General features: G+C 68.8%; 24 protein-coding genes. 16 read left to right on the forward strand and 8 right to left on the reverse strand.

The genetic code is table 11. From position 1 onward, the window contains the following. Window positions 1-13: 13 nt before the first annotated feature. The gene (locus PCA_RS08995; protein WP_181302277.1) at window positions 14-1,579 is read right to left on the reverse strand and encodes a bifunctional GNAT family N-acetyltransferase/carbon-nitrogen hydrolase family protein; all 1,566 of its coding nucleotides are present in this window, start codon (window positions 1,577-1,579) and stop codon (window positions 14-16) included. Window positions 1,580-1,702: 123 nt separating this feature from the next. Between PCA_RS08995 and hutG the strand changes: the two genes are divergently transcribed. Together hutG and PCA_RS09005 are read left to right on the forward strand one after the other, a co-directional pair. Then, entirely contained in the window at window positions 1,703-2,677 is a 975-nt protein-coding gene (gene hutG / locus PCA_RS09000) for a formimidoylglutamase (RefSeq protein ID WP_181302278.1), read from the forward strand. A 99-nt stretch (window positions 2,678-2,776) separates the two neighbouring features. Beyond that, window positions 2,777-2,941: a YXWGXW repeat-containing protein gene (locus PCA_RS09005; protein WP_181302279.1), complete on the forward strand. Its 165-nt coding sequence runs from the start codon at window positions 2,777-2,779 to the stop codon at window positions 2,939-2,941. Window positions 2,942-3,201: 260 nt separating this feature from the next. Here PCA_RS09005 and PCA_RS09010 read toward each other — a convergent pair whose 3' ends face one another. Then, window positions 3,202-3,696 carry a Spy/CpxP family protein refolding chaperone gene (locus PCA_RS09010; RefSeq protein WP_181302280.1) on the reverse strand — a complete coding sequence of 165 codons (495 nt, stop codon included), beginning with the start codon at window positions 3,694-3,696 and terminating at the stop codon, window positions 3,202-3,204. A gap of 136 nt (window positions 3,697-3,832) precedes the next feature. Between PCA_RS09010 and PCA_RS09015 the strand changes: the two genes are divergently transcribed. From PCA_RS09015 to PCA_RS09030, 4 genes are read left to right on the forward strand one after another with little or no spacing between them, the layout of a single operon-like run. Then, on the forward strand, window positions 3,833-4,522 hold the full coding sequence (locus tag PCA_RS09015; RefSeq protein WP_181302281.1) for a response regulator transcription factor: 690 nt from the start codon (window positions 3,833-3,835) through the stop codon (window positions 4,520-4,522). Next, window positions 4,519-5,889: a HAMP domain-containing sensor histidine kinase gene (locus PCA_RS09020; RefSeq protein WP_181302282.1), complete on the forward strand. Its 1,371-nt coding sequence runs from the start codon at window positions 4,519-4,521 to the stop codon at window positions 5,887-5,889. The genes PCA_RS09015 and PCA_RS09020 overlap by 4 nt, the downstream gene beginning before the upstream one ends. Then, window positions 5,886-6,785 carry an alpha/beta hydrolase gene (locus tag PCA_RS09025; protein WP_181302283.1) on the forward strand — a complete coding sequence of 300 codons (900 nt, stop codon included), beginning with the start codon at window positions 5,886-5,888 and terminating at the stop codon, window positions 6,783-6,785. The genes PCA_RS09020 and PCA_RS09025 overlap by 4 nt, the downstream gene beginning before the upstream one ends. A gap of 26 nt (window positions 6,786-6,811) precedes the next feature. Continuing rightward, window positions 6,812-7,798, forward strand: coding sequence for a multidrug resistance efflux transporter family protein (locus PCA_RS09030; RefSeq protein ID WP_181302284.1), 987 nt, complete (start codon window positions 6,812-6,814; stop codon window positions 7,796-7,798). 60 nt (window positions 7,799-7,858) lie between these two features. On the opposite strand, the gene PCA_RS09035 is transcribed toward PCA_RS09030, so the two are convergent. Further along, window positions 7,859-9,568 (reverse strand): diguanylate cyclase, encoded by a 1,710-nt coding sequence (locus PCA_RS09035; protein WP_181302285.1) that lies wholly within the window; start codon window positions 9,566-9,568, stop codon window positions 7,859-7,861. Window positions 9,569-9,870: 302 nt separating this feature from the next. On the opposite strand from PCA_RS09035, the gene PCA_RS09040 reads away from it, so the two are divergent. After that, on the forward strand, window positions 9,871-11,151 hold the full coding sequence (locus PCA_RS09040; RefSeq protein WP_181302286.1) for an MFS transporter: 1,281 nt from the start codon (window positions 9,871-9,873) through the stop codon (window positions 11,149-11,151). An 81-nt stretch (window positions 11,152-11,232) separates the two neighbouring features. Here PCA_RS09040 and PCA_RS09045 read toward each other — a convergent pair whose 3' ends face one another. Next, the gene (locus PCA_RS09045; RefSeq protein WP_181302287.1) at window positions 11,233-12,507 is read right to left on the reverse strand and encodes an ectonucleotide pyrophosphatase/phosphodiesterase; all 1,275 of its coding nucleotides are present in this window, start codon (window positions 12,505-12,507) and stop codon (window positions 11,233-11,235) included. A gap of 48 nt (window positions 12,508-12,555) precedes the next feature. On the opposite strand from PCA_RS09045, the gene PCA_RS09050 reads away from it, so the two are divergent. After that, window positions 12,556-12,942 (forward strand): hypothetical protein, encoded by a 387-nt coding sequence (locus PCA_RS09050; RefSeq protein ID WP_181302288.1) that lies wholly within the window; start codon window positions 12,556-12,558, stop codon window positions 12,940-12,942. Window positions 12,943-13,042: 100 nt separating this feature from the next. On the opposite strand, the gene PCA_RS09055 is transcribed toward PCA_RS09050, so the two are convergent. Beyond that, window positions 13,043-15,031: a winged helix-turn-helix domain-containing protein gene (locus PCA_RS09055; RefSeq protein ID WP_181302289.1), complete on the reverse strand. Its 1,989-nt coding sequence runs from the start codon at window positions 15,029-15,031 to the stop codon at window positions 13,043-13,045. Window positions 15,032-15,349: 318 nt separating this feature from the next. On the opposite strand from PCA_RS09055, the gene PCA_RS09060 reads away from it, so the two are divergent. Beyond that, complete coding sequence (locus PCA_RS09060) at window positions 15,350-16,324, forward strand: PD40 domain-containing protein (protein WP_181302290.1); 975 nt, start codon at window positions 15,350-15,352, stop codon at window positions 16,322-16,324. 96 nt (window positions 16,325-16,420) lie between these two features. Here the strand turns inward: PCA_RS09060 and PCA_RS09065 are convergent, their stop codons facing one another. Both PCA_RS09065 and PCA_RS09070 read right to left on the reverse strand, forming a co-directional pair. After that, window positions 16,421-16,951: a methylated-DNA--[protein]-cysteine S-methyltransferase gene (locus PCA_RS09065; RefSeq protein WP_181302291.1), complete on the reverse strand. Its 531-nt coding sequence runs from the start codon at window positions 16,949-16,951 to the stop codon at window positions 16,421-16,423. After that, entirely contained in the window at window positions 16,948-18,462 is a 1,515-nt protein-coding gene (locus tag PCA_RS09070) for a DNA-3-methyladenine glycosylase 2 (protein WP_181302292.1), read from the reverse strand. The genes PCA_RS09065 and PCA_RS09070 overlap by 4 nt, the downstream gene beginning before the upstream one ends. A gap of 202 nt (window positions 18,463-18,664) precedes the next feature. On the opposite strand from PCA_RS09070, the gene PCA_RS09075 reads away from it, so the two are divergent. The 6 genes from PCA_RS09075 (at window position 18,665) to PCA_RS09100 (ending at window position 24,606) form a co-directional block, all read left to right on the forward strand. Further along, window positions 18,665-20,065 carry a GDSL-type esterase/lipase family protein gene (locus tag PCA_RS09075; RefSeq protein ID WP_255436751.1) on the forward strand — a complete coding sequence of 467 codons (1,401 nt, stop codon included), beginning with the start codon at window positions 18,665-18,667 and terminating at the stop codon, window positions 20,063-20,065. A 129-nt stretch (window positions 20,066-20,194) separates the two neighbouring features. Further along, entirely contained in the window at window positions 20,195-21,865 is a 1,671-nt protein-coding gene (gene hutU / locus PCA_RS09080; protein ID WP_181302293.1) for a urocanate hydratase, read from the forward strand. 72 nt (window positions 21,866-21,937) lie between these two features. After that, window positions 21,938-22,252, forward strand: a complete 315-nt coding sequence (locus PCA_RS09085) for a transcriptional regulator (protein WP_181302294.1) — start codon at window positions 21,938-21,940, stop codon at window positions 22,250-22,252. Beyond that, window positions 22,249-22,560 (forward strand): helix-turn-helix domain-containing protein, encoded by a 312-nt coding sequence (locus PCA_RS09090; protein WP_181302295.1) that lies wholly within the window; start codon window positions 22,249-22,251, stop codon window positions 22,558-22,560. Before PCA_RS09085 ends, PCA_RS09090 begins: the two co-directional genes overlap by 4 nt. 121 nt (window positions 22,561-22,681) lie before the next feature. Beyond that, the gene (locus tag PCA_RS09095; RefSeq protein ID WP_181302296.1) at window positions 22,682-23,569 is read left to right on the forward strand and encodes a pilin; all 888 of its coding nucleotides are present in this window, start codon (window positions 22,682-22,684) and stop codon (window positions 23,567-23,569) included. A 371-nt stretch (window positions 23,570-23,940) separates the two neighbouring features. After that, window positions 23,941-24,606, forward strand: a complete 666-nt coding sequence (locus PCA_RS09100; RefSeq protein ID WP_181302297.1) for a hypothetical protein — start codon at window positions 23,941-23,943, stop codon at window positions 24,604-24,606. A 28-nt stretch (window positions 24,607-24,634) separates the two neighbouring features. Here the strand turns inward: PCA_RS09100 and PCA_RS09105 are convergent, their stop codons facing one another. Further along, a complete protein-coding gene (locus PCA_RS09105) occupies window positions 24,635-25,189 on the reverse strand; it encodes a YaeQ family protein (RefSeq protein WP_181302298.1) in 555 nt (184 codons plus the stop codon). A gap of 147 nt (window positions 25,190-25,336) precedes the next feature. Here PCA_RS09105 and PCA_RS09110 point away from each other — a divergent pair, with 147 nt between their 5' ends. Beyond that, the gene (locus PCA_RS09110; RefSeq protein ID WP_181302299.1) at window positions 25,337-26,473 is read left to right on the forward strand and encodes an MBL fold metallo-hydrolase; all 1,137 of its coding nucleotides are present in this window, start codon (window positions 25,337-25,339) and stop codon (window positions 26,471-26,473) included. The last annotated feature ends 275 nt before the right edge of the window (window positions 26,474-26,748 follow it).

The raw sequence follows: 26,748 nt of genomic DNA on the forward strand, positions 1-26,748 counted from the left end.
TGCGGCGCGGGCCTCAGTACGGTTTCGGCCGCCAGCGCATCTCGTACAGGTCGAAGCGGCGATCCTTGATGTTCTGCACCGCGCCGGCGTTGCGCGCGCTGGCGAGGCTCTCCAGCCGCAGGTCGGCGAACAGCACGGTCTCGCTGTTCGGCGTGGAGTCGGCGGCGATGCCGTCGCGGGCGAACGGGAAATCGCAGGGGGTGAGGATGCAGCTCTGGCCGTACTGGATGTCGAAGTTGTTGACGCCGGGCAGGTTGCCCACGTTGCCGGACAGCACGACGTAGCACTGGTTCTCCACCGCGCGGGCCTGCGCGCAGTAGCGCACGCGCAGGTAGCCTTCGCGCACGTCGGTGCAGAACGGCACGAACAGGATCAGCGCGCCCTGGTCCGCGAGGTGCCGCGCCACTTCGGGAAACTCCGCGTCGTAGCAGATCATCACGCCGATCGGGCCGCAGTCGGTCTGCACCGTGGCGGCGCTGTCGCCGCCGGCGATGCTCCAGGTGATGCGCTCGCTGGGCGTGACGTGCAGCTTCTCGCGCTCGTGGATGGAGCCGTCGCGCAGGCATACGTAGCACACGTTGTGGATGTCGCCGTTCGGCTGCTCGGTGGGGTGCGTGCCGGCGATGATGTTGATGTTGTAGTGCACCGCCAGCCGGCCGAACAGCTCCTTCACCTGCGCCGTGTACTGGCTGAGCCGGCGGATCACCTGGGTGGGCGGCAGCTCGGTGTTCTCGATCGACAGCAGCTGCAGCGTGATCAGCTCGGGGAACACCACGAAGTCCGCGCTGTAGTCGGCGGCGATGTCGGTGAAGTACTCGACCTGGGTGGCGAATTCCTCGAACGAGGCGATGCGCCGCTGCTGGTATTGCACCGAGGCCACGCGCACCATGTCGGGCAGCTGGCGCGGCGACGGGATGGAGGGGATGTCGGGCTGGTCCAGCAGCATGGGATTGCGCCACACCAGGTGCACGGCGTAGCCCAGCGACGGATGGTCCGACGGCACGTAGCCGCGCAGCAGGCCGATCACCTCGAAGTCGTTCGCGAGCTGGAAGCTCAGCGTGAGGTCGCGGTGCCGGCCTTCCTGCACCGCTTCCACGTAGGCTTCGGCGCTGCCGTAGCGCTGGATGTTGCGCGCCAGCCCCGGGATGCGCCCGCCGAACACGATGCCGCGCAGCTTGAGGTCCATGCACAGCCGCTTGCGCGCCAGGTACAGGCGCTGGCCGATGCGCATGCGGCGGTAGTCCGGGTGCACCACCACCTCGATGCCGTACAGCCAGTCGCCGTCCGGCTTGTGCCGCGAGGCCATGCCGCCGGCGGTGATCTGCAGCCAGGTGTGCGGCGCCAGCGCGGTGGCCTCGTCGGTGCGGAACGTGGCGCAGTAGCCCACCAGCTTGCCCTCGTACTCCATCACGAACTGGCCCTGCGGGAAGTGCGTCTGCTGGGAGCGCAGCATTTCCTCGGAGTAGCCGTTCTCGGGCGTATAGACGCGCGCGGTGAGTTCGACCAGCGCTGGCACGTCGCCAGGGGTGGCCAGCCGCAGGTGCAGTTTCGGGTTGCGTTCGCCGGGTTTCTTCACCATCCCGTCATGTTGCGATGTCCCTGGTGAAGCGGATGCGAGTGCGCCCGTTACAATATCGAGTACCTGAAAGGAGCCGTTCATGAACCTGGTCATACGCCCGCGCCTTCCACGACAGGTATCGCCATGAGCGCCGCCGTGAGCGGCTGGAGTGGCCGCGTCGACCTGCCGGAAGGCCCCGCCACGCGGCGCTGGCACCAGTGGGTGCGCGAGCCCGCGACGGGCGCCGCGCCAGGCGTGGCGGTGCTGGGTTTCGCCAGCGACGAGGGTGTGCGCCGCAACGGTGGCCGGGTGGGCGCGGCGGAAGGCCCCGCCGCCCTGCGCGCGATGCTGTCCAACCTGCCGCTGCTGGACGACACGCCGCTGTACGACGCCGGCACCGTCGACGTGGCTGACGGCGACCTCGAAGGCGCGCAGCGGCGCTACGCCGAGCGGCTCGCCGCGCTGCTCGACGCCGGCCATCTGCCGGTGGGCCTGGGCGGCGGCCACGAGATCGCGTTCGCCACGTATCAGGGGCTGGCGCGGCACCTGGGCGAGCGTCGCCCGCGCGTGGCCATCGTCAACCTGGACGCGCACTTCGACCTGCGCAAGCAGGAGCGCGGCAGCTCCGGCACGCCGTTCCTGCAGGCGATCGAACACGCGGCGGCGCTGGGCCTGCCGCTGGACTACTGCGTCTACGGCATCAGCGCCTCGGCGAACACGCGCGTGCTGTTCGACACCGCGAACGAGCTGGGCGTGCACCACGTGCGCGACGATCAACTCGGCGCGCTGGATCTGCCCGCGCGCATCGCGGAGTTGCAGGCGAAGCTGGCGGGCGTCGATGTCGTCTACCTCACGATCTGCCTGGACGTGTTGCCGCACGCGGTGGCGCCTGGCGTCAGCGCGCCCGGCGCGCGCGGCCTGCCGCTGGAGGTGGTCGAGCCGCTGCTCGACGCGATCGCCGCCACCGGCAAGGTGCGGTTGATGGACGTGGCCGAGCTGTCGCCGCCGTTCGACCGCGACCACGTCACCGCGCGCGTCGCCGCGCGGCTGATCCACCGCACCACGCATGCCATCGGCTGCGCCGCAGGAAATCGGGTCGGCTGCGAGTCAGCTGGATGAGGGCGGGCTGAATCCGGCGCCGGGCGCTGCGCGGCGACCGTCATCCCGCCACGGACGCCGGCGTTTCAGGCGGCACATCCCCACGAGGAGGAGTGCGCCATGCGTCGTTTCCTTTCCGCCTGTCTGATCGCCGCCGCGCTGGTCGGCGGCAGCGCCATGCTCACCGGCTGCGTCGTGGTGGCGCCGCGCCCCGCCCACGTGTGGGTGCCGGGTTACTGGGCGCCCGGCCATGTCTGGGTCGAAGGCCGCTGGCGCTATCGCTGAGGCCGGCGCCGGCCCGCCGCCCGTGCCCGCGCAGGAAGTCGATGAGCGCGCGCCGCTTCGACGGCGGGAGGTTGGACTGCGAACCTCGCCGCGCCGGATTTCGTATTGCCGCCCACGCTGCGTGCGAAGCTCGTTGCCGCCAGCGCGCCGGAGCCGCCATGGGGACGCTGGTCGCATTGGGGCGCAAAAAAGCCGCGTCGGCAGTCGCCGACGCGGCTTCACGTTGCGCAGGAGGAAGGAGGGCCTGCGCGGACGTTCCCTTACTTGCCGCTCGTGGTCGAACCGGCGGCCTTCTGCTGGGCCTTGAACTGCTGCCACTGCTGCTTGCGCTCCTGCTGCTGCGCCTTCATGGCGGCCAGCTGCGACTGCTGCGCCGGGGTCAGCACGTTGTAGATCTGCGCGCGGACATTCGCCATCTGCTGCACGCGCGCCGTGGTGGCGGCACCCTCGGCCTGGGCCAGCGCGGCGGCGGCGGCCTGGTAGCCAGGATCGGTGGGCTTCATCGCCTCGAACGCCTCGCGCTGCTGGCGCACGGCCTGGCGCTGGCCCTTGTTCTGCTCGAAGCTGCTCTGCATGATCTGCTTGACGCTGGCCTTCTGGGCGTCGCTGAGGTTGAGCTTGTGCAGCGCCATCATGCCGTGCTCGCCGCCGCGGTGGCCCCAGCCGCCGTGCGGGCCGGGTTGCGCCGCTACGGCAGCGCTGCCCAGCGCCAGCGCCGTGCTCAGGGCCAGGCCGATGAAAAGGTTCTTGCGCATGGTTGTCGCCTCTTGTCGTGGGGGGATTGGAGCGTGTGTCCATTGGACGACAATCCGGCGTGTATGTTCTTTGCGGGAGCGTAAAGATGGGTAAAGCCCTTGGGCGCGGCGCCGCCGATCCGCTAAACAGGCCTGCATGTCACGCATCCTGATCGCCGACGACGACCGCGCGCTGTGCGCCCTGCTGGCCGAGTACCTGCGGCGCGAGGGCTTTGACGTGGACGTCGCGCACGACGGCGAGGAGGCGCTGGCGCGGCTGCACAACGCGGCGCAGCGGCCCGACCTGCTGATCCTGGACGTGATGATGCCGGGCCGCGACGGCCTGGCGACGCTGCGCGAGCTGCGCGCGAAATACCGCCTGCCGGTGATCATGCTGTCCGCGCGCGGCGAGCCGGTGGACCGCGTGGTTGGGCTGGAACTTGGAGCGGACGACTACATCGCCAAGCCCTGCCTGCCGCGCGAATTGCTGGCGCGCATCCGCGCACAGTTGCGGCGCAACGCGCCGGGAGCGGTGGGCGGGGAAGTGCGGCTCGGCGTGCTGCGCCTGCTGCCCGGCGAGCGCCGTGCGCTGGTGGACGAACGGGAAGTCTCGCTCACCGGCGCCGAGTTCCAGTTGCTGCTGGCGCTGGCGCAACGCGCGGGCGAGCTGGTGGACAAGGCCATGCTGACCCGCCTCGCGCTGGGACGCGAGCTGGAGCGCTACGACCGCAGCATCGACGTGCACGTCAGCCGCCTGCGCCACAAGCTCGCGGAGGCCTCCGCGCAGGCGCCGCGCATCGACGCGGTGCGCGGCGCCGGCTACGTGCTGGTGGCGACCGCGCCATGAATCCGTTCAAGAGCTCGCTGTACTGGCGCGTGCTGCTGTGGTTCTGCGCGGTGAACCTGCTGGTGCTGCTGCTGGGCGGCTTCCTCACCCGGCGCTTCATCGAATACACCACCGCGGTGGAGATCGACTGGAGCGCGCTGGCGCAATCGGCCGACCAGGCCTACGAACAGGGCGGCGGCACGGCGCTGGCGGACTGGACCGCGCGGCAGCGTCGCGAGGGCGTCGAGGCGACCTTGTTCCAGGACGGCCGCGCGCTGGCGCCGGTGCGGCTGCCGCCCATGGTGCGGCAGGAGCTGCCGGCCATGCTGGCCGCCGACCGCTTCCTGATGCTGCGGCCGTGGCGGGGCATGTACTGGTACGTGGCGGTGCAGCCCGTCGTGGGCGCCGACGGGCGCCCGCGCCAACTCGTGGCGATCAGCCGCTCGCACACGCGGCTGCCGCCGCAGACGCGCGAGAAGATCCTGCTTGCCGTGCAGTTGGGCCTGTCGCTGCTGTTCATCGGCCTGGTGGGCTGGTGGGTGGCGCGCAGCGTGGCGAAGCCGGTACAGGCGCTGCGCAACGCGGCGCGGCGCATGGCCGCCGGCGAGCTGTCGGCGCGCGTGGATCATCCAGGCGGCGACGCGCACGACGAACTGGCGCAGCTGGCCGGCGATTTCGACGCCATGGCCGAGCGCATCGAGGCGCTGGTGAAGCACGACCGCGGCGTGCTGCAGGATCTCTCGCACGAACTGCGCTCGCCGCTGGCGCGGCTGCACCTGATCCTGGACCTCGCCCAGCGCAGCGGCAGCGCGGCGGAAGCGGAGCCCTACTTCCGCCAGGCCGAGCAGGAGATCGCGCGGCTGGACCGCATGACCGGCGACATGCTGGCGCTGTCGCGCATGGAAGGCGGCCTGCCGGGCATGGAGCGCGAGCGGCTGGACTTCGCCGAGCTGGCGCGCGATTGCCTGCGCCAGGCCGGGCTGGAGGCGGATGCGCGCGGCATCGGGCTGCAGTGGCTGCCCGCGGACGGCCCGGTCGAGGTGGTCGGCAGCCCCGTGCTGCTGGAACGCGCGGTAGCGAACCTGGTCTCGAACGCCGTCAAGTACAGCCCCGAAGGGGGAAGCGTGGAACTCTCGGTGCGCGCCGAAGCCGGACAGGCCGAATGCGTGGTGCGCGACCACGGTCCCGGCGTGCCCGAGGACGAACTGGATTCCCTGTTCCGCCCGTTCTTCCGCGGCAGCAACGCGGCGCACGCCGAAGGCCACGGCCTGGGCCTCGCCATCGCGCAGCGCGTGGCGAAGGTGCACGGCGGCGAAATCCTCGCTTGCAACGGCGAAGGCGGAGGCCTGGAAGTGCGGCTGCGGCTGCCGCTGGCGAGCGGCAATTGAAGGTCGCCATGCAGAATGGCCGTGGGAATCGATGGCAGTTTTTTCTGCGCTTCAAGAACCTTTTTGGGCTGTTTGTAGCGGGTGTCGTGACCCTGTATTTCGCCGTGCCGGCGGCGTTGCTTCACTGGGGTATCGACGGGCTGATATTCAGCGCGCAGTCCAACGATCAGACCCACGAGGACGCGCGGTTCGATATTGCAGTGTCGCCGACGGCGGCAGTCGTGGTCCGCAGGTATGGCGACGCCGGGAAGGCATGTGCATTTTTCTTTCCAGGGCAGCACGGCGGCACCGGTACGTATGAGAGAACGCTCTTTCCGCTGATACAGGACGGCGGAGCCGCGGTTTACGCAATTTCGTACCCTGGACAGGATGGAGCGCAGGGGCGTTCCAAAATCTCGCTACTGTCCGACCAGATTGCATTGGCGATATCGAAGGTGAGCCAGACGACTCACTGCGATGCGAGCCAAAGTGTCTTCGTGGGTCGGTCGCTCGGCGCAACCATAGCGCTCGTTGAGGCTGCGAAATTCAAGCCCAGAGGCGTGCTCGTGGATGGGCTTGGATCTGATTTGGCCGGTGTTGTTCGTGCGTGGATCAGTCGGCATCGGGCGCTGATTGGCTGGCAACTGCTCCCTGTGCGTGAGCTGCTTGGACGGCAAGACTACTCTGCTACATTGCTTTTCGAGCAGATTCCATCCGTGCCTGTGTCGGTACTGCAGGGAACTGCCGATACGGTGACACCCTATGCGCTTGCACGAAGTGCAACGCTGGGCCACCCGAATGTGACTTTTGTGACGGTGGATGGTGGCACGCATCAAAATACCTACCTGCTGGGCAGGACTGCGTATGTCGGCGCGCTGCGCCGATTGCTGGATGCGGATGTGTTGCGGAGTAGATGATTCTGTTTGACGCCAAGGACCCGCCGATGCGCCGCAACGCTCTCGCCGCCGTGGGACTGGCGCTGTGCTCGGCGCTGTTCTTCACGATGACCTATGTGCTCAATCGCAGCCTGGTGAGCGGCGGCGGGCATTGGGCGTGGGCGGTGATCCTGCGTTACCTGATCACCTTGCCGTTGCTGGCGCTGGCCTTGCCGTGGCGGGGCGGCCTGGGCGAACTGCCGCGCGAATTGCGCGCGCATCCACGCGCGTGGCTGACGTGGAGCAGCGTGGGCTTCGTGCTGTTCGGCATCCCGCTGACCTGGGCGGCGGGCAGCGGGCCGGCGTGGCTGGTGGCGGGCAGTTTCCAGACCACGGTGCTGGCCGGGCCGCTGCTCGCGCCGCTGATCTACCGCGACGCGCGCCGAGAACTGGCGTGGCGCACGCTGGCGGTCGGTGCGCTGATCGTGGCGGGCGTGTTCGCGCTGCAATGGGGACACGCCCAGGGCCATCTGGGTCCGGGCGACTGGCTGGCGGCAGGCGCGGTGGTGCTGGCCGCGTTCGCGTATCCGCTGGGCAACCGCATGCTGCTGCTGCACCTGGAGGCCAGCGCCCACCGGGTGAACGCGCTGCAGCGCGTGTTCGGCATGACGCTGTGCAGCTGGCCGCTGTGGCTGCTGTTCGCGGCGATCGCGTGGAGCCGGGTCGGGCCGCCGAGCTGGCGCGAGATCGTGCTGGCCGGCGGCGTGGCGCTGTCCTCGGGCGTGATCGCCACCGTGCTGTTCTTCGCGGCCACCGACCGCGTGCGCAGCCAGCCCACCGCGCTGGCCGCGGTGGAGGCGATGCAGGCGGCCGAGCTGCTGTTCACCACCATGCTGGGCGCGGTCATGCTCGGCGAGGCCTGGCCGCGGGGCTGGGCGCTGCTGGGCGCGCTGGCGATCGTGGTGGGCATTGCGCTGTTCGGCTGGATGAGCGGCCGCGACGCGGCCAGCAACGAGGAAGCCGTGCGCGCCCTGCGCAGCGACCGCAGCGCGTGACATGCCCGTTCCCGCCACCGGTTGCGGCGGCCACGCGGTTCGTGGCATCGCAGGGATCGCCTACGTCAGTTCGGCGTCGCGGTGCAAGGTGAGCGAGGCGTGCGTCGCCACCCGGTTGCGGCCGGCGGATTTCGCCTGGTACAGCGCGCCATCGGCGCGTTCCAGCAGCGCGGAGCCGGTGTCGCGCTGGTCCAGCAGGCCGGCGACGCCGATGCTGACGGTGATGCCGAAACTGCGGCCGTTGCCGGGGATGCGCAGCTTCTCGATCCGGGCGCGCACGCGCTCGCCGATCTGCTCGGCGTTGCGGCGTGCGGCGTGCGGCAGCACGATCACGAATTCCTCGCCGCCGTAACGGCCCAGCCAGTCGTCCGCGCGCAGTTCGTGGCTGATCGTTTCCACCACCAGTTGCAGGCAGCGGTCGCCGACGGCGTGGCCGTGTTCGTCGTTGATCGCCTTGAAGTGGTCGAGATCGAGAAACAGCAACGCCAGCGGCTGCTCCGCATGCTTCGCGTCGGCCACCGCCCGGTCCAGCCGGGCCAGCAGCGCGCGCCGGTTCAGCGCGCCGGTCAGCGCGTCGTGGTGCGCGAGGTGGTCGGCGATGTCGCGTTCGTTGCGCGCGTGCATCGTCTGGTCGGCCAGGCCCAGCATCACGACCAGGCTGGCGAACGCCATGGTCAGCGGAAAGCCGTATTCCAGCCAAGGCGGCAGCGGCCAGCCGGCCAGCAGCTGCACGATGCGGAAGATCGTGAAGCCCACCTGCGGCATCCACGCCACCAGGAAAAAACGCGCTTGCCGGTTGCCCCGGCGCAGCGCCAGCAGCACCGTGGCTATCGCCATGATCGAGGCCAGCAGGATCACCAGGTTGACCACGGTGGCGAACAGGGCCGTGTACGTCCCCAGCGGCGGCAGGGACAGCGCGGCCGCCGCGAACAGGGGCCAGCGCAGGCCGCCGAAGACGGCGCTGGAACGGGGCGCGGTCTGGCGCAGGCTGCAGAATTCGATCACGAAGGTGATCGAGAACGCCGCGCTCAAGGTGGCGAACAGCCAGCTGCCGTGCGATCCCAGCAACGCGAACGCGGGGCCCAGGGGGGAGTCGTACAGCTCGCCGCTCGCCAGCATGGCGTAGACCAGTTGCGTGCTGACGTAGGCCAGGTAATAGCGGATCAGCCGATCGCGCAGGATGACCCACAGGCAGATGCCCGCCAGCACCATCGCGAGCTGGATGCCGGCCAGCAGCGTGACGATGCGCACGTGCTCGAGGTCGGTGGCCTGGTAGCTGGCCAGGTCGGTGACGGCCGGGACGGTGCGGTAGGGGTAGTCGCTGCGTTCGACCCGCACATACACCGGCTGCCCGGCGTGCAGGCCGTGCGGCAGCACGGTGGCCAGGGCGCGTCGCGAGAAACGCGCCGGGTCGGTGGTCTGCTGCAGCCACAGGCTCTGCGGCTGGTAGGACGGTGGGGCATAGACCCACAGGTGCGCATGCAGCGTGCCCGGAAAGCTGAGCACGGGCGGTGCGGAATCCGGCCAGTTCCCATCCAGTTGCAGCCGGTACCACACGTCGTGCGTGCCGGATGGCGTCATCACCGGCACCGCGAGCGGGAGGAAATCGCCAGCCAGCGCGCCCCGGGTGACCGCCGCGGGCGACGGCGGCTGCGGCGTGTCGGACAACTGCGCCACTTGCAGCGCGGGCAGACCGTCGGCGGCCCTCGCCCAGGCGGTCAGCGCCAGGCAGAAAGCGAGCACGAAGACGATCAACGGTGTGCGACTCACGAGGTCCTCCGAACCGGACTCCACCTGTGCACCGCGCTGGCGCCTGCCGGCGATGAACGATGGACCGGCGCCATCCGTGCGCGGGCGTCGCCGCTGCGTTTTGGCATTGTTCAGCTTCAACCGCTGCTTGTCGAGTGGGCGATCGGCACTGGCCAGGGGCCCGGGTACGTCCGCGCGACCGGCGGCGGTCGGCGTCCACCGCCAACGGCATCTGCCGCGGGCACGCGCCGCGTTGTCGATCGTCACGAAGCATGGACTAATCTTGTTGCGCCTTGGCGTCGCCATGGAATGGAAACTGCAGCATGCTTCAGCCCCGGAATTCCCGGCCCGCGTCCCCGCCAGTGGACGAGGCGGACTGGATCCACCACGGTACGCCCGCGTTCCGCCGCACCAATCTCGCGCTGTTCGCCGCAGGCCTGGCCACGTTCGGGCTGCTGTACTGCGTGCAGCCGCTGATGCCGGAGTTCAGCCGCGACTACGGCGTCAGCGAGGCGGCCGCGGCGATGTCGCTGTCGCTCACCACCGGCGTGCTGGCGTTCGCGATGCTGTTCGCGGGCGGGCTTTCCGACGCCTGGGGACGCAAGCCGGTGATGGTGGCCTCGCTGCTGTCCTCCGCGGTGCTGGTGCTGGCCAGCGCCGCGATGCCGAGCTGGGATTCGCTGCTGGTGGTGCGCAGCCTGCTCGGGCTGACGCTGAGTGGCCTGCCGGCGGTGGCGATGACCTACCTCGGCGAGGAGATGCACGCCGAATCGATAGGCCTGGGCATGGGGCTGTACATCAGCGGCAGCGCGGTGGGCGGCATGGGCGGGCGGCTGGTCACCGGCGTGCTCACCGATTTCTTCGACTGGCGCGTGGGCGTGGCCGTGGTGGGCGTGATCGGCGTGGCCTGCGCGCTGGCGTTCTGGCGTGCGCTGCCGCCGTCGCGGCATTTCGTGCGCCAGCCGCTGGACGCCCGCGCGCTGGCCGCGCGCTTCGGCGGCATGTTCCACGACCGCGGCCTGCCGTGGCTGTTCGTGGAGGGCTTCCTGCTGCTCGGTGCGTTCGTCACTGTCTACAACTACCTCGGCTACCGCCTGCTCGCGCCGCCGTACAACCTCAGCCAGGCCGTGGTGGGCCTGATCTTCGGCATCTACCTGATCGGCACGTTCAGTTCGGCGTGGATGGGCCATCTTGCCGGCAAGCTGGGGCGGCGCAAGGTGCTGTGGACCACGTTCGCGCTGATGCTGGCGGGCGTGCTGCTGACGCTGGCGTCGTCGCTGTGGCTGATCATGCCGGGCATCGCCGCGGTCACGTTCGGCTTCTTCGGCGGCCACTCCATCGTCAGCAGCTGGGTGGGCCGGCGCGCCGGCGCGGCGAAGGCGCAGGCTTCGTCGATGTACCTGTTCTGCTACTACATGGGTTCCAGCGTGGCCGGCGCCAGCGGCGGCCTGTTCTACGCCGCGCACGGCTGGAACGGCGTGGCCGCGTTCACGGGCGTGCTGGTGCTGGCCGGCCTCGCGATCGCACTGGGCCTGATCCGGCTGAAGCCGCTGGTGAACGTGGCCACGCCGCCCACGCCGATGAGCAAGGGGGCGATGGGGTGAGGGCCGGGATTCGGGAGTGGGGATTGGGGATTCGGTAGAGCAGGTTCTCGCCGGCTTGAGCTTTTTCCGAATCCCGCATCCCTAATCCCGGTTCCTCAGCATTCCCTTCACCGCGTCGTAGTCGCCGTCGTTCGCGGCGGCGGGGAGGCCCAGCAGGTGGGTCATCAGCGGGTAGACGTCCACGTTCGGGAACGCCGGCGTGCGCAGGCCGGCGCGGAACGCCGGGCCGTGCGCCACGAACAGCGCCTGCATGACCGGGTCGGCGTTGTCGTAGCCGTGGTCGCCGATGCTGATGTGGCCCTTGCGCCGTGCGAGCAGCTCGGTGCTGGCGATGCGCCAGCCGGTGTCGGCGAGGCAGACGAGCTGCGGCACGCGCGGGTTGCTGCCGTAGTGGAAGCGGGCGGGCACGCGCGTCTTGTCCCAGCAGCGCATGTGCTGCTGCGGCCGTTCCAGCTTGCGCTCGATCGCGGCGAAGTCGTGGCCGGACTTGGGGTTGAAGCCGGCGAGGATGCCCAGGCTGACGGTCTGCACCTCGTCCAGCGGGATCAACTGGTCGATCAGCACGCTGTTTTCCTTCGGCACGCTGGCCATGCCGTGGTCGGACAGCACGATCAGGTTGATCCGGTCGAACAGGCCGCGCTGCCGCAGCCCCTGCACGAGGCGCGCCATTGCCGCGTCGGTTTCGCGCAGCGCCTGGTTCACCTCGGCCGAATCCGGACCGTGCTCGTGGCCGGCATGGTCGACCGCATCGAAATACAAGGTGAGGAACGTGGGCCGCTGATCGGCCGGCAGGTCCAGCCATGCCAGCACCTGGTCCACGCGCTGGTCGGGCGTCACCTTGCCGTCGTAGAGCTTCCAGTAGTCCGGATGCCGGCCACGGATGTCGGCCTCGCTGCCGGGCCAGAACATCGTTGCGGTGCGCTGGCCGTGCGCATCGGCGGTTTCCCAGATCGGCGTGCCCTCGGCCCACCAGCGGCCGTCGGCCACTGCCTCGCGGTTGCCCAGCGAGAACTTGCCGAGTTGCGGATCGGCCATGGTGTTGTTGACGATGCCGTGGTGGTCCGGATAGAGGCCGGTGACCAGGGTGTAGTGGTTCGGGAACGTCAGCGAGGGAAACGCGGGTTGCATGGACTCGGCCTGCACGCCGTCCTTCGCCAGCATGGCCAGGGTGGGCGAGAGGCCGCGGTCGAGGTAATCCGGGCGATACCCGTCGATCGAGATCAGCAGCAGCGGCGCGGGACGTGCCGCCGCCGCAGGGGCCGCTTGCGTGGTGGCCCTGGTTGCGGGAGGCTGCGTGGCGCAACCGGCGCTGAACGCCACGAAGGCGGCCAGCAACAGGCGGAACGGAAATTTCATGCAGGAATCCATACGATGCAAAAGTCCTTCCATGATCGCCGAAACCATATGACCGTCGCACGTCACCATGCCGGAAAACCGCATAACCCCGCGCTGCGCTGGCTGCTGGTGGCCCTGTTCGCCGCCACGGGCACGAGCATGGCGCAGACGCCGCCGGCGAACGCGCAGTTCCAGCAGGCGGTGCGCCAGCAGCAGGTCAGCGACCAGCTGCAGAAGAGCCAGCAGCAGGAACAGCAGCGCCAGAACGTGGCGAACATGGCGCGGCAGCCGCTGATGCAGGACTCCGCCGCGCGCAAGCAGCAGGAACAGGCGGACCGCGCGCAGCAGGATCGCTCGAACGCGCGCGATCAGGATCTCGTCAACCAGTACGGCAACGCGTCCGCGCAGCAGCCGTCGCAGCCGACGGGCTCGGCGGCGAAGAAGCAGGGTCGCTGATCCGGCGCGGTGGACAGGTCGCGGTGCGCGATGCGCCGTTCGAACGACAGCAGATAACGCTTCGCCGGCAGGTCGCCGCCCAAGCTCGGCCGTCCCGGCTTCAGCGTTTCCCGGCGTTCGCCGCCGCGATGATCTGGTCGATGCTCAGCGCCTCGCTCGCGGTCGGCGGCGGCAGCCCCACTTTCGCGCAGAACGAGGCGAGCCTGGGGTCGTTGCGGAAACGCAGGATCAACGGGTCGTACAGCAGGTGGTGGAGGTTGGTGTCGTGCCTGGACCAGGTGCGTTCCAGCCATTCGACGGTCTTGTCGGCATCGCCGCGCAACGCATAGGCCTGCGCGATCAGGTAGGGCGTGGTCCTGCTCCAGATCTCCTCCTTGAGTGCGGTCGCCAGCGCCGCGTCCGCCGCGGCGCGGTCGGGGCCGATCTGCGCGGCTACCGCCAGGTTCAATTCCCGCCACGGCGGAGACTGGCGTGCGGCCACGTCCTGCGCGGCGTTCGCGTCGCCGCGCAGGATCGCGACGTACATCAATTCGAACGGCACGCCCGGCCGCGGCTGCAGTTCGTGGCCGAAGCGTATGCTGCTTTCCGCCGCGTCCAGCCGACCCGAGGCGATCAGCAGGTAGGCGTACAGGAAGTGGTTGCCGGCGAACAGCGGCTCGTTCGACAGGAAGCGTTCGCGTTGCTCGATCGCCTCGTGCAGGTGGCCGCTTGCCGCGAGCGCGCGGCTGAGGCCGCCGCGGATCTGGCCGTTTTCCGGCGCAAGCGCCGCGCCGCGGCGGAATTCGTCGATGCTGCCGCGCCAGTCGAAATCGGCGGCCAGCAGCAGGTTGCCGCGTGCGCCGTGCGCGAGGCCCAGGTCGGGTGCGAGCCGCAGCGCGACGTCGGTGGCCTTGCGCGCCTCGGCATAGGCGCGTTGCGCCTTCTCGTCGTCCCCCATGTATTGGCCCAGCAGCACCCAGGCCGTCGACAGCTGCGCCCAGGCGGCGGCGTAATCCGGTTCGATCTGCGTCGCTTTCTGCTGCAGCTCGATGGCCTTGCGGTAATCGCCGACGTAGAAATTCCGCAGGCCTTGCAGGTACGCGTTGTACGCATCCATGTTGCCGCCGGGCGGCCGGTTGTCCTGTTTCGTGGCGCCGGGGGTGCGCAGCAGTTTCGCCTGCAGCGCGGCGGCGATGGCGCGGGCGATGTCGTCCTGCAGCGCGAACAGGTCCTGGTACGGCCGGTCGTAATGTTCGGTCCAGACCGTGCGGCCATCCGCGGTGGAAACCAGTTCCACGCCTATCCGCACGGTATCGCCAGCGCGCTGCACGCTGCCGCTGACGAGGTAGGCCACGCCCAGCCTCGCGCCGATTGCCTTGCTTTCGTCCTTGCCGTCGCGGAACCGGAACGAGGAAGCGCGGCCGATGACCTTCAGGCCCTCGAAGCGGGACAAGGTGTCGATCAGGTTCTCGGAGATTCCGTCGGAGAAGAACTGCTGCGCGGCGTCGCCGCTGGCATTCACCAGCGGCAGCACGGCGATGCTGCGCTGCTCCGACGCCGGTACCGCTTCCGCGGCAGTGGCCGGGTGCCGCGGCCACAACTTCCAGCCGGCGAGCGCGAGCACGGCCAGCAACGGCAGCAGCCATAGCGCCGCATGCGGGAATTTGCGTGGCGGGGGTGCCGCATCGCTGGAACGGCGCAGCGGGTGCGCTGCTGGCGCGATCGCGGCATCGGGCGCCGGGGCTTCGGGCGCCGGCGCCTCCGTCGATGCCCCGGGCGGCGTTTCCGCGACCACGGGCAGCTCGAACCGGTAGCCGACGCCATGCACGGTGCGGAGGTAGCGCGGCGCTTGCGCGTCCTCGCCCAGCGCATGGCGCAGCAGGGTCACCACCCGGTTCAGCACGCCGGGAGTGACGTGACGATGGCCCCAAACCGCGTCGAGGATTTCGTCGCGCCCGAACACCCGCCCCGGCGAGCAGGCCAGCAGGACCAGCACGGCGAAGGCCTTGGGCTCCAGCGGCTGCCTCGCCCCGCCGCGCCACAGGCGCTGGCCGGCGACATCGATGATCACGTCGTCGAAGGCAACGCGGGCCGGCTGCGGCTGGGACATCGGATGTCAGGATCCGGGAGGTGCGCAAAGCATACACACTCGCAAGTCCTTGCGGCCCAACATTCCCCAAGCTCTCCCAACAAAGCCTAGCCCTTCCCTCAAGACCCGGCGGCGGCCCCGGCGCGACGCTGGCCAGGCCGGAATCGCCGGCATCCACGCCAGGGAAGTCGCCATGAGCGCCAGGGTCTTCCGGACCAGCCCGACCGCCGGCCGGACGCGGCAGGCAGCTCGGGTGCGCGGCCGTGCCCGTCATGGCGTGGGAGCGGAGCGCCCGGCGTCGAAGCTCGACCAGACCACCCAACCTGCAAGGAGAGGCATATGAAGCTGCATCCCGCAACCAGCGGTATCTCGATCATCGTCGCGCTGCTGCTGGCCAGTCCCGCCGGCGCGAAGCAGTTCGGCCCATGGGGCAATCCGCAGCCGGTCGCGGGGGTCAACACGGCCGCCGCCGAAGGTTGTCCGATCGAATCCCCGAACGGACTGGATTTGTACATCGCGTCGAACCGCAACGCGCCGGGGGCGCAGGGCAAGCTCGACATCTACCGCGCGCATCGCCACACGCCGCATTCGGACTGGGATACGCCGGAGAACCTCGGGCCGGTGGTGAATTCGTCCGAGTTCGATTACTGCCCGACGCCGCTGCCCGGCAAGTGGTTGCTGTTCGTCAGCTCGCGGCAGACCGCCGACGACTGCTACCCCGGCGACACGCCACCGCCTGCACCCGCGGGCGGTCCGTCCGCCGGCGACATGTACCTTACCCGGGAGAACCCGGCGCACGGCTGGGAGAAGCCGTTGAACCTGGGCTGTTTCCCGCACGGCCCGAACACCGCGGGCGCGGAGTTCAGCCCGTCGCTGGTGGAAACGCGCGAAGGCACGATGCTGTTCTTTTCCAGCAACGGCTATCCCGACAGCCAGGGCCAGGACATCTACATGAGCCGGATGCTGGACGACGGCACGATACTGCCGGGCGAGCGCGTGGCCGAATTGAGTACGCCCGCCGACGACCGCATGCCTAACGTGAGCAAGGACGGCCTCGAGATCGTGTTCAGCTCCAACCGCGCCGGCACCAGCCCGTTCGACCAGGACATCTACGTCGCCACCCGCCCCGATACCGCGTCGAAGTGGTCGGCGCCGACGCGTATCGACAATCCGTTGATCAATACGCCCGCCTCGGAAACCCGTGCCTCGTTGTCGGCGGACGGCACGCGCCTGTACTTCGGTCGCAAGCTCAACGTCGACGATCCGGGCGATGTGTTCGTGAGCACGCGCAGCAAGGGCAACGGCGACCATTGAGCCGGCGCAGGAACCATCACACGGCCGCGGCGCTTGCCGCGGCCGTTGTGGCGGCCTCTTCGTCGTGGTCGCGGGCGGGCTTCCCGACGATGGGCATCAGCCCCGGGCGTGCGCGCCGGGCCCGAACAGGTCGCCGTGCGCGATGCGCTGTTCGAACGACAGCAGGTAACGCTTCACCGGCAGGCCGCCGCCGAAGCCGGTGAGGCTGCCATCCGCGCCGATCACGCGGTGGCAGGGCAGCACGATAGGCAGCGGGTTGCGGCCGTTCGCGGCGCCCACCGCGCGCACCGCCTGCGGCTGGCCGATGCGACGCGCCATCTCGCCGTAGCTGACGGTGACCCCATACGGGATGCGCGCGAGTTCCTCCCACACGGTGCGCTGGAACGGCGTGCCGAGCGGATGCAGCGGCAGCTCGAACGCCTGCCGCGTGCCGGCGAAGTATTCCTCCAACTGCACGCGGGCGAACGCGAGCTTGCCGGCATCGCGCCGCCAGTGCGGCGCCGGCGCCTTCTGCTGGCGGCCGCTCTCGAACCACACTTCGCGCAGGCCTTGCGCATCGGCGACCAGGCGCAGCCGGCCGATCGGCGTGGGCAGTTCGTCGTACCAGATCGTTTCCTGCGTGCTCATGCGGTCGCCCTCGTGCGCTTCGCGCGCGGCGCCGGCGCCACGTCCGCGCTGCCGCGCCACAGGTGGATCACCGCATACGCGCGCCACGGCCGCCATGCCTCGGCGAGCGTGGTCAATGCCTTCGTCGCCAGCGCCTCGCCATCGCCCGCGGCGGCGCGGCGCAGGATCAGGTCCGCGGCGGGGAATGCGTCCGGGTGGCTCAGCGCGCGCATCGCCATGTAATGCGCGGTCCAGTCGCCGATGCCGGGCAGCGCGACCCAGCGCGCCACGAACTCGTCCAGCGGCTGCTCCACGCGGAAATCCACGCGGCCATCCAGCAGCGCGCGCGCCACGCCGCGTATCGTCGCGGCACGTGCCGTGGTGACGCCGATCTCGCGCAGGTCCGCGTCCGCCAGCGCATCGGGCGTGGGGAACAGCCGGTCCAGCCCGGGCAGCGGCGCGTCGTGCAATGCCGCGCCGTGGCGTTGCACCAGCCGCGTCGCGAGCGTGCGCGCCGCCGCGACGCTGACTTGCTGGCCAAGGACTGCGCGCACCGCGATCTCGAAGCCGTCCCAACTGCCCGGCAGGCGCAGGCCGGGGCGCTTGCGCAGCAGCGGGCGCAGCGTCGCATCGCCGCGCAGCGCGTCCGCGATCGCGCGCGGGTCCGCATCCAGGTCGAACAGGCGTCGCACGCGCGCGACCACGTCCAGCATCCGTGCCGGCTGCGGGCAGTGCAGTTCCAGTTTCAGCGCATGCTCGCCACCCGGCCACGCGGAGACACGCAGCCAGCCCGGTGCATCCGTGGGGCCGAACACGCGCGCATAGCTGGTTTCGTCCACCTGCTCGATGCCCGGCAGCGCGCGGCCGCGCAGGAACGCGAGCAGCGACGCGGCATCGAACGGCGGCCGGTATGCGAGGCGCAGCACCAGCGCGCCCTCCGTCGCCGCTGCGCGCGGCTGGCGGCGCAGTTCGCGCGGCGCGATGCGGTTCGCCTGCGCGAATGCGGCATTGAAGCGGCGCAGGCTGCGGAAGCCGGACGCCAGCGCGACTTCCGTCACCGGCAGGCTGGTCTCCGTCAGCAACTGCTTCGCGAACAGCAGGCGGCGCGTCGTGTGCACGCTCAGCGGCGGCGCGCCGAGCCGTTCCACGAACAGCCGGCGCAGTTGCCGTTCGCCGACGCCGACGCGTTCGGCAAGCAACTGCAGCGAGCCTTCGTCCAGCACGCCGCTTCCGATCAGCTTCAGCGCGCGCGCGACGACGTGGTCGCCGCGCTGCCACACGTCGTTGCCCGGCGACAGTTCCGGGCGGCAACGCAGGCACGGTCGGAAGCCGGCCGCTTCCGCCGCCGCGGCGCTCGCGTAATAGCGCACGTTCTCGCGCTTCGGCGGCGGCGCGGGACACACCGGCCGGCAGTAGATGCCGGTGCTGCTGACGGCGGTGAAGAACAAGCCGTCGAAGCGCGCATCGCGGCTGAGCCGTGCCTGTTCGCAGGCGCGCGGGTCGGGCAGGGGGCTGGCGTGGGCATCGCTCATGCCTGCAGGCTAGCACCGCGACGGGAGGGAAACTCGCCGTTTTCGGACATGAATGCACGACGCCCGCGCGTGTCTGCCCGACGTGTGGAGAGCGCGCCCATGAAAGCGGGCTGCACGGCAGCCGTTCCCGACCGCGTTGACAATCCGGCACGAACTGCCGAACGATCCCGTCCAGCGATTCTCCACTGCCGGACATGCGCACATGACTCCCCCGATCCGCGTTCGCCGCTTGCGGCCCATGCTCGCGCTGCTTGCATTGCTGTCCGCATGCCTGCTGCTGCCGGCCTGCACCGCCAACACGCGGCCCGTCGTGCAGAAGTGGGTCGCGAGCTGGGGGCAGGCGATGACGTCGAACCACGTGCGCGTCGCCGGCCCCGACGGCAAGCCGGTGCTGGACGAGTACGGACAGCCGCTGGAACGCGCGCCCGCTGTCGAACGCCTGACGCTGCGCCAGAGCGTGAACCTGAGCGCCGGCGGCACGCGCGTGCGCATACGGCTGTCGAATCATCACGGTCGCGAGCCGCTCACCGTCAGCGCCGCGCGCATCGCGCCCGGTGCCGGCGACGCCCGCGACCTGTCCGCAATCGATGCCGCGAACGACCGCCAGCTCAGTTTCGGCGGCCAGCGCTCGATCACGATCGCGCCCGGCGGCGAGGCGGTCAGCGATCCGGTCGAACTGCGCGTGGCGCCACTGTCCAGCGTCGTCGTCAGCCTGTACTTCGACGGGCCGGCGCAACTTGCGGACATGCATCCCATGCAGCTCGCGCACACCACGTATGCGGTGGACGGCGACGCCACGCAGCTGCGCTCGCTCGCGCAGTTGCCGCCCGCGAACGCGCTGCCGCACACGCGAGACGACCACGTCTACCTGCTCGCCGGCGTCGACGTCGAGGCACCGGCCGGCACCCGCGGCATCGTCGCGTTCGGCGATTCCATCACGGATGGTGCGCTCGCCACCGCACCCGGCAGGTCCTGGCCGGCGGTGCTCGCCGCGCTTGCCGAGCGCAACGGCCACGCGGCCGCGGTCGTGAATGCGGGCATCAGCGCCGACGAGCTGACCACCGACCAGATCGGCAATCCCGGCGCCGGTGCGTCCGGCCTGAAACGCTTCCTGCGCGACGTCGTCGACCGTCCGGGCGTCACGGACGTGGTCGTGCTGTTCGGCGCGAACGACATCAACCGCGGCATCGATGCGGCCGGCTATCCGAACGGCGCGTCCGCCGGCGACCTGATCGCCGCGATGCGCATGCTGGCAGACGTCGCGCACCAGCATCGCCTGCGCATCTACGCCGGCACGGTGACGCCGTTCGCCGGGCTTGCGAGCTGGTACAGCCCCGGACGCGAAGCGGTGCGGCTGCAGTTCAACGAGTGGATACGCCGTTACGGAGGCTTCGATGGCGTGATCGATTTCTCCGACGCCGTGGCCGGCGATTACGTGCCGCCGCCGCTCGCCGCGAAGCGCTCCCCGCTGCCGGTGGGCATGGCGACCGTGTGCACCGGCGAAGGCCTGCATCCGAACGACCGCGGTTACGCCGCCATGGGCACGCTCGCGTACAACGTGCTGTTCGACGCGAAGCTGCAACCGCCGCAGGGTTGCCGCTGAGATTTCGCTGCCCGGTCGCGCCTGGCGCGTGCGGCATGCACGGCCCGCCACATCCGGTATCGCACCTGCACAACGGGAGCACGGGAGCGCGTGTCTATAATCCGGTGATCTGTATTGTCGGAGCCCGCCATGAACGCCCCCACCCGCATCGATACCACCCGCGTCATCCGCGCGCCGCGCGGCAGCACGCTCACCTGCAAGAGCTGGCTCACCGAGGCGCCGTTCCGCATGATCCAGAACAACCTCGACCCCGAGGTGGCGGAGAACCCGGCGGAGCTGGTGGTGTACGGTGGCATCGGCCGCGCCGCGCGCAACTGGGAATGCTTCGACGCGATCCTGCGCAGCCTGCGCGAGCTGGGCGACGAGGAGACGCTGCTGGTGCAGTCCGGCAAGCCCGTCGGCGTGTTCCCCACGCACCGCGACGCGCCGCGCGTGCTGATCGCGAACTCCAACCTGGTGCCGGCCTGGGCGAACTGGGAGCACTTCAACGAGCTGGATCGCAAGGGCTTGATGATGTACGGCCAGATGACGGCCGGCTCGTGGATCTACATCGGCTCGCAGGGCATCGTGCAGGGCACCTACGAGACGTTCGTGGAGATGGGCCGGCAGAGCTACGGCGGTTCGCTGAAGGGGCGCTGGATCCTCACCGCCGGCCTCGGCGGCATGGGCGGCGCGCAGCCGCTGGCGGCCAGCCTCGCCGGCGCGTGCAGCCTCAACATCGAGTGCCAGCAGAGCCGCATCGACTTCCGCCTCAAGACGCGCTACGTGGACGAGCAGGCCAGCGAACTCGACGACGCGCTGGCGCGCATCGCGAAATACACCGCCGCCGGCGAAGCGAAATCCATCGCGCTGCTCGGCAACGCCGCCGACGTGCTGCCGGAACTCGTGCGCCGCGGCGTGAAGCCCGACGCCGTCACCGACCAGACCAGCGCGCACGACCCGGTCAACGGCTACCTGCCGCAGGGCTGGACGCTGGAGCAGTGGACCGAGCGCCGCAAGAGCGATCCGGTCGGCACCGCCAAGGCCGCCAAGCAATCCATGAAGAAGCACGTCGAAGCGATGCTCGCGTTCCACGCGCAAGGCATCCCCACGTTCGACTACGGCAACAACATCCGCCAGATGGCGAAGGACGAAGGCTGCGAAAACGCGTTCGCCTTCCCCGGCTTCGTGCCCGCCTATGTGCGCCCGCTGTTCTGCCGCGGCGTAGGCCCGTTCCGCTGGGTGGCGCTGTCCGGCGACCCGGAGGACATCTACAAGACCGACCAGAAGGTGAAGGAGCTGATCCCCGACGACCAGCACCTGCACAACTGGCTGGACATGGCGAAGCAGCGCATCAGCTTCCAGGGCCTGCCCGCGCGCATCTGCTGGGTGGGCCTGGGCCAGCGCCACAAGCTCGGCCTCGCGTTCAACGAGATGGTGCGCAACGGCGAACTGAAGGCGCCGGTGGTGATCGGCCGCGACCACCTCGACTCCGGCTCCGTCGCCAGCCCGAACCGCGAGACGGAATCGATGAAGGACGGCAGCGACGCCGTCAGCGACTGGCCGCTGCTCAACGCATTGCTCAACACCGCCGGCGGCGCCACCTGGGTGTCGCTGCACCACGGCGGCGGCGTCGGCATGGGCTACAGCCAGCACTCCGGCGTGGTGATCGTGTGCGACGGCAGCGCCGAAGCGGACAAGCGGATTGCGCGCGTGCTGTGGAACGATCCGGGTACCGGCGTGATGCGGCACGCGGATGCGGGATATGACATCGCGGTGGAGTGCGCGAAGGAGCAGGGGTTGAAGTTGCCGATGGCGTAACTGTCGTGGCCCAAGTTTGCGGACTATACGGCATTGCCGTATAGTCCGCCGTGTGCGGAAAGGAGTCTGCCCATGTACGAGTTCATCGAATCGTCCGTGTTCGCGAAATACGTGCACGACTACCTCACGGAAGAGGAGTACGCCGGTTTGCAGTGGTATCTGTCCAGTCATCCCGACGTTGGTGACGTCATTCCGGCGTCGGGCGGCTGCCGCAAGCTTCGGTGGGGCGCCCACGACAAGGGCAAGCGTGGCGGCGTACGCGTGATCTACTACGGCGTTACCGCGCAGGGGCAGATCTGGCTGCTTGCGATCTACGCCAAGTCGCAACGGGAAAACCTTCCGGCAGACGTCATCCGGTTGCTCAAGGAGCAGGTGGTGAAATCATGAAAAAGCTCAGCAAGGAAATCCTGGAGCGCGATGCCCAGCGCGATATCGGCCAGGAAGTTCTGCAGGCCGTCCGCGAGATCAAGGCCGGCGGCGGGCGGCGCTTTACCGTGCAGGTGACGGAAGCCACCGAGGCCCGCCTCAAGCTCGGGCTATCACAGGCCGATTTCGCCGCGATGCTTGGCGTCTCCACGCGCACCTTGCAGGATTGGGAGCAGGGCAGGCGCGAGCCGAGTGGTGCAGCCAAGGCGCTGCTGAAAGTGGCGGTGGCGGCTCCGAATACGGTGCGCAAGGTACTTGCGGCTGCTTGAGCAAGTGAACCTGGTTCCCATTCCCTGAAGAAAGGGTGGTACGGGAGCCCATGCGATGCCTTCGAGGCAGTAGCCTGTGCGACGGTGCGATGCTGAACCACGGCCTCGAAAGGATTTCCGCATGGAGCATTGGGTTCGTCTGGCGTATTCGAATACCTTCTTTTACGCGGCGGTATTCGTGTTCGCTTTCGGGGTGATCCTGTGGATTGCGTGGTCCCGTTTTTTCTCTGAAAGCGACGTGTTCAAGAAGATTTCCCAGTCTGTGATGGGATTCGCCGTGTTGATGCTCTTTGCCGGAGGCTATGCCTCGGTTGTCGCAAAGGGACTGGATGGGGTGGTTTGCGCAGCTGCCAGGCGTTCTTTCCACGTGACTTGCCATACGCGCGACGAAAGCCCCTTGTTGTTCTGGGGGCTCGTCGTGGTTCTCACGAGCTTCACCGTGACTTTCATGCTTGGTGTTCTGGTGTTCCTGGTGGGCATGTGGGGGACGGATGAGCGTCGCGCCACCGATGACGCCGGAAATGTGGGTTTGTCCGGGCGTGTTGGCAAGAAACAACCTGTTGCCGGGAAGACGAACCGACTGCTGGCATTCGGGATTTGGGCCGGGGCGATCGTGTTGTCGACTTTGGCATGGATTGCCGCGTCGCTGCATCATGCCGACGGTGTGAGGGGACAGGTAATCGACGCGCTGATGGCTGCCACCCCTGAAAAAACCGCAGTCGAGACTTACCTGCAAGATCACGGCGCGTTGCCGCAAGACAACATGGCGATGGGACTGTCGTCGTCCGTGGACATGCGCGATCGGCACGTGAGCGAAGTCAAGATCTTCAAGGGAAGCATCATGCTGAAATTTGACGAGTCGGTGGGTGCGCCTCTCCGCGGTCGTCTCGTGATGCTGATTGCGGTGCGGCGCAGCAGTGCGGTGTCCTGGCATTGCGCCAGCCCGGATATCGACGACAGATTTCTTCCCGTGGCTTGTCGGAAGTATTCTTTCATGAGCTTCAAGTGACGAAGAAATGGTGTCGGGTTCACTTGGTTGCCAGTGGTAGCCAATCCTGACCCTATGCAGGGGGAAGACGTATGCGTTTGGGACGATCCTGCCGATGGTTATGGCTGTTCGTAGCCGCGGGGATCGTGGTGCTTCCTGTGATGTGGACGACGAGATCGCAGCCGCCGAAGCAACGAGTTCAAGCGGCGGTTGTGCAGAGCAGATCCGTTCCGCCATCGAGGTCGGTCGTCACAGTGCCACACACGTTGCCGCTTGCCAACGCTCCGCTGCTTTCGGATCGGGCCGACCTTCAGGCATACGCGGGGGAGGGCGATGCGGCTGCCGCCAGCCGGCTGTTCAACGACATGGCTTGGTGCATTGAGCGCCCCCGCATGCTGGAGTGGCTGGCTGCCTTGCAGGCCGACCCTCTCTGGAACCGCTCTACGAAGGCCTATTTCCATGCTAGGGGCCTTGATGACCCTGTGAAGCAGCAAGAGGCGCTCGCCTCCATCCAACGCAATGTGCAACACATCCTGGATACCCAGCAGATGTGCGAGGGCACCGAGGCGATGCTTGCGGATGGGGCCATCTACGGAGCGATGCTGCAGGCGGCCCGCCTCGGCGATACGGCAGCTTCCGCCTGCGCGCTGGTGGCTCCTTATGCCGGCCCGAAGCTCACGCCCGAGCAGGCGGCTGCCTATGCAGACGAAACCCGACGCTACGCCGAGGCTGCGTTGAGGAAGGGTAGTTGGGCGAACGTCTTCGCGTTGGCATCAGTTTCAAGTCGCCAGCTTTCTGACGGAGGAGGCGGCGGCTACGAGGCTTACACCTATCGACCCGACCCGGTGATGCAGCTCCGCTATTGGGCGCTGATGCGCCATGGCATGGCCGAGGGTACAGAGGACGCCAAGACGTTTGATGGGGGCATCACTGCATTGTCGTCAGCAGTGACGCCAGCCCAGCGCGATGGGGCACTGCGCTGGGCGGATGAAACCTATGCGAAGTATTTCAGCGCAAGCGGCCCGAGCGGCGCGGTAATGTCGATGTGTCAGTACTGAGCGGTGAAACAGGGTCAGGTTCACTTCCTCAGGCGACGGCGTACTCGCCCATGCGGATATCGGGGCGGATCGGCAGCGTGAGGTCGCCGGCGATGAGCTGCAGTTCGCCGTCCTGGATCAGGCATTGCAGGCGCAGGGTGCGTTCGCACAGGGCGGCCAGTTGCTGCATGTCGGCGTGGTCGATGGCGAGCACGCTGAGGTTGTCGTGGCGGGTGAGCGTGCCGGCGATCTTGCTCCACCAGACGTCGGCGGCGTGGCCGCCATAGGCCAGCACCACGACCTGGCGCGACTGGTTGCAGGCCTTGCGCAGGCGCGTTTCGTCGGGCAGACCGACGTCGATCCACAGCTCGACCTCGCCGGTATAAGCCTTGCGCCACAGGGCCGGCTCGTCGGTGTCGCTGAGTCCCTTGCCGAACTCCAGCCGCTCGTCGGCATACAGCGCGAATGCGAGCAGGCGCGCCATCAGCCGCTCCTCGGTTTCCGACGGATGCCGGGCGAGGGTCAGCGCATGGGTGGCGTAGTAGTGCCGGTCCATGTCGCTGATCGACAGTTCGGCCTTGTGGATGGTGGCGGTGAGGGCCATGGGGACAGTCGGGTTGGCGTAAAGCGGCCATTCTACGCGGACGCCGCGTTCCCGAAATCTCCGGATTCTTCGCTGCGTGCACTTGGCGCCGGCAAGGCCAGCCCCCATGGTTCCGTGGTCAGGGCTGGCGATAGCGGAGTGCGGTGCATGAATTCCTTCGGCAAACCGCCGCAGGGCGAGCGGCTGGAGCGCTTGCACGACTTGTCGATGTGGGACGGCGAGCGCCTGCGCAACATCCATCCGGTGCTGCCCGGTCTGCGCGACCCGCAGGCTGCGCGGCCGACGCTGCGCGAATTCCTGTGCGGCGACGAGCACCGCACGCCGCCGGCGCCGCTGGCCGCGAACGACCCGCGCGGCGCGTGGCTGCGCAAGCCGGCGAGCGGGTTGCGCGCCACCTGGCTGGGGCATTCCACGGTGCTGCTGGAGATCGACGGCTGGCGCGTGCTCACCGACCCGGTGTGGGGCCAGCGTGCCTCGCCGTTCGCGCTGCTGGGGCCGAAGCGTTTCCAGCCGGTGCCGATCGGGTTGCGCGACTTGCCCGAGGTCGATGCCGTGGTGATCTCGCACGACCACTACGACCACCTGGATTATCCGACGATACGTGCGCTGGCGAAGTCCGACGTTCCGTTCGTCACCTCGCTGGGTGTGGGTGCGCATCTCGAAGCCTGGGGCATCGCGCGTTCGCGCATCACCGAGCTGGTGTGGTGGCAGAGCCATCGCATCCCCGGCACCGGCCTCACCGTCACCGCCGCGCCGTCGCAGCATTTCTCGGGCCGCGGCCTGAAGGACCGCAACCAGACGCTGTGGTCGTCGATGGTGATGGCCGGCGAACGCCACAGCGTGTTCTTCAGCGGCGATACCGGGCTCACCACCGAGTACGAATCCATTCGCGACCGGCTCGGCCCGTTCGACCTGGTGATGCTGGAAGTCGGTGCGTTCCATCCGTCCTGGGGCGACATCCACCTGGGGCCGGCGAATGCGCTGGCCGCGCACCGCCTGCTGGGCGGCGGCGTGCTGATGCCGGTGCACTGGGGCACGTTCGCGCTGTCCACGCATGCCTGGGACGAGCCGGTGGAAGACTTGCTCACGCTGGCCGACCCCAACCACGCCGCCTTGCTGCTGCCCCGTCTCGGCGAGCCGGCGGAACCGGTCGAGCGCCGTGACGTGCAGACGTGGTGGCGGCGCGGTTCTGTCGCAGGCGACAGGTCTCCGATCAAACCCGAACCGTCCGAGGTCGCGGCCAGCCATCCATTGAGCGAGCAGTTGCCCTGGCCGCTGGATTGAGAGCGGGCAGGGCGTGTCATCCCTGCGCGTGACGTTTACACCGGCTGGTAGACGGCTGCCACGGCACCGGAGGCGAACGTGGTCATGCCGACCAGTCGCAGGATCAGCTTTCTCTTTGCCGCGAGGGTGCCGATCATGGTTTCTTTCCGCCCATGCGGTGCGTGGTTGGATGGGTCGCCGGTATCGGCTTGCTTGCGGACGGCGAACAGCTAGAGCAGGTTTCGACACCCCTGCAGAATGAGTCAGGCCCGCTTCGGCTGCGGAGGCAGGTGAAG

It is taken from the genome of Rhodanobacter sp. PCA2, assembly GCF_013620825.1.
In the GTDB taxonomy this organism is placed as follows: domain Bacteria; phylum Pseudomonadota; class Gammaproteobacteria; order Xanthomonadales; family Rhodanobacteraceae; genus Rhodanobacter_A.

What these genes read in the sequence shown, in the direction of transcription:
- PCA_RS08995 (WP_181302277.1), bottom strand. Translation starts at nt 1,579, where the DNA reads ATGGTGAAGAAACCCGGCGAACGCAACCCGAAACTGCACCTGCGGCTG.
- hutG (WP_181302278.1), top strand. Translation starts at nt 1,703, where the DNA reads ATGAGCGCCGCCGTGAGCGGCTGGAGTGGCCGCGTCGACCTGCCGGAA.
- PCA_RS09005 (WP_181302279.1), top strand. Translation starts at nt 2,777, where the DNA reads ATGCGTCGTTTCCTTTCCGCCTGTCTGATCGCCGCCGCGCTGGTCGGC.
- PCA_RS09010 (WP_181302280.1), bottom strand. Translation starts at nt 3,696, where the DNA reads ATGCGCAAGAACCTTTTCATCGGCCTGGCCCTGAGCACGGCGCTGGCG.
- PCA_RS09015 (WP_181302281.1), top strand. Translation starts at nt 3,833, where the DNA reads ATGTCACGCATCCTGATCGCCGACGACGACCGCGCGCTGTGCGCCCTG.
- PCA_RS09020 (WP_181302282.1), top strand. Translation starts at nt 4,519, where the DNA reads ATGAATCCGTTCAAGAGCTCGCTGTACTGGCGCGTGCTGCTGTGGTTC.
- PCA_RS09030 (WP_181302284.1), top strand. Translation starts at nt 6,812, where the DNA reads ATGCGCCGCAACGCTCTCGCCGCCGTGGGACTGGCGCTGTGCTCGGCG.
- PCA_RS09040 (WP_181302286.1), top strand. Translation starts at nt 9,871, where the DNA reads ATGCTTCAGCCCCGGAATTCCCGGCCCGCGTCCCCGCCAGTGGACGAG.
- PCA_RS09045 (WP_181302287.1), bottom strand. Translation starts at nt 12,507, where the DNA reads ATGAAATTTCCGTTCCGCCTGTTGCTGGCCGCCTTCGTGGCGTTCAGC.
- PCA_RS09050 (WP_181302288.1), top strand. Translation starts at nt 12,556, where the DNA reads ATGACCGTCGCACGTCACCATGCCGGAAAACCGCATAACCCCGCGCTG.
- PCA_RS09055 (WP_181302289.1), bottom strand. Translation starts at nt 15,031, where the DNA reads ATGTCCCAGCCGCAGCCGGCCCGCGTTGCCTTCGACGACGTGATCATC.
- PCA_RS09060 (WP_181302290.1), top strand. Translation starts at nt 15,350, where the DNA reads ATGAAGCTGCATCCCGCAACCAGCGGTATCTCGATCATCGTCGCGCTG.
- PCA_RS09065 (WP_181302291.1), bottom strand. Translation starts at nt 16,951, where the DNA reads ATGAGCACGCAGGAAACGATCTGGTACGACGAACTGCCCACGCCGATC.
- PCA_RS09070 (WP_181302292.1), bottom strand. Translation starts at nt 18,462, where the DNA reads ATGAGCGATGCCCACGCCAGCCCCCTGCCCGACCCGCGCGCCTGCGAA.
- PCA_RS09075 (WP_255436751.1), top strand. Translation starts at nt 18,665, where the DNA reads ATGACTCCCCCGATCCGCGTTCGCCGCTTGCGGCCCATGCTCGCGCTG.
- hutU (WP_181302293.1), top strand. Translation starts at nt 20,195, where the DNA reads ATGAACGCCCCCACCCGCATCGATACCACCCGCGTCATCCGCGCGCCG.
- PCA_RS09085 (WP_181302294.1), top strand. Translation starts at nt 21,938, where the DNA reads ATGTACGAGTTCATCGAATCGTCCGTGTTCGCGAAATACGTGCACGAC.
- PCA_RS09090 (WP_181302295.1), top strand. Translation starts at nt 22,249, where the DNA reads ATGAAAAAGCTCAGCAAGGAAATCCTGGAGCGCGATGCCCAGCGCGAT.
- PCA_RS09095 (WP_181302296.1), top strand. Translation starts at nt 22,682, where the DNA reads ATGGAGCATTGGGTTCGTCTGGCGTATTCGAATACCTTCTTTTACGCG.
- PCA_RS09100 (WP_181302297.1), top strand. Translation starts at nt 23,941, where the DNA reads ATGCTGGAGTGGCTGGCTGCCTTGCAGGCCGACCCTCTCTGGAACCGC.
- PCA_RS09105 (WP_181302298.1), bottom strand. Translation starts at nt 25,189, where the DNA reads ATGGCCCTCACCGCCACCATCCACAAGGCCGAACTGTCGATCAGCGAC.
- PCA_RS09110 (WP_181302299.1), top strand. Translation starts at nt 25,337, where the DNA reads ATGAATTCCTTCGGCAAACCGCCGCAGGGCGAGCGGCTGGAGCGCTTG.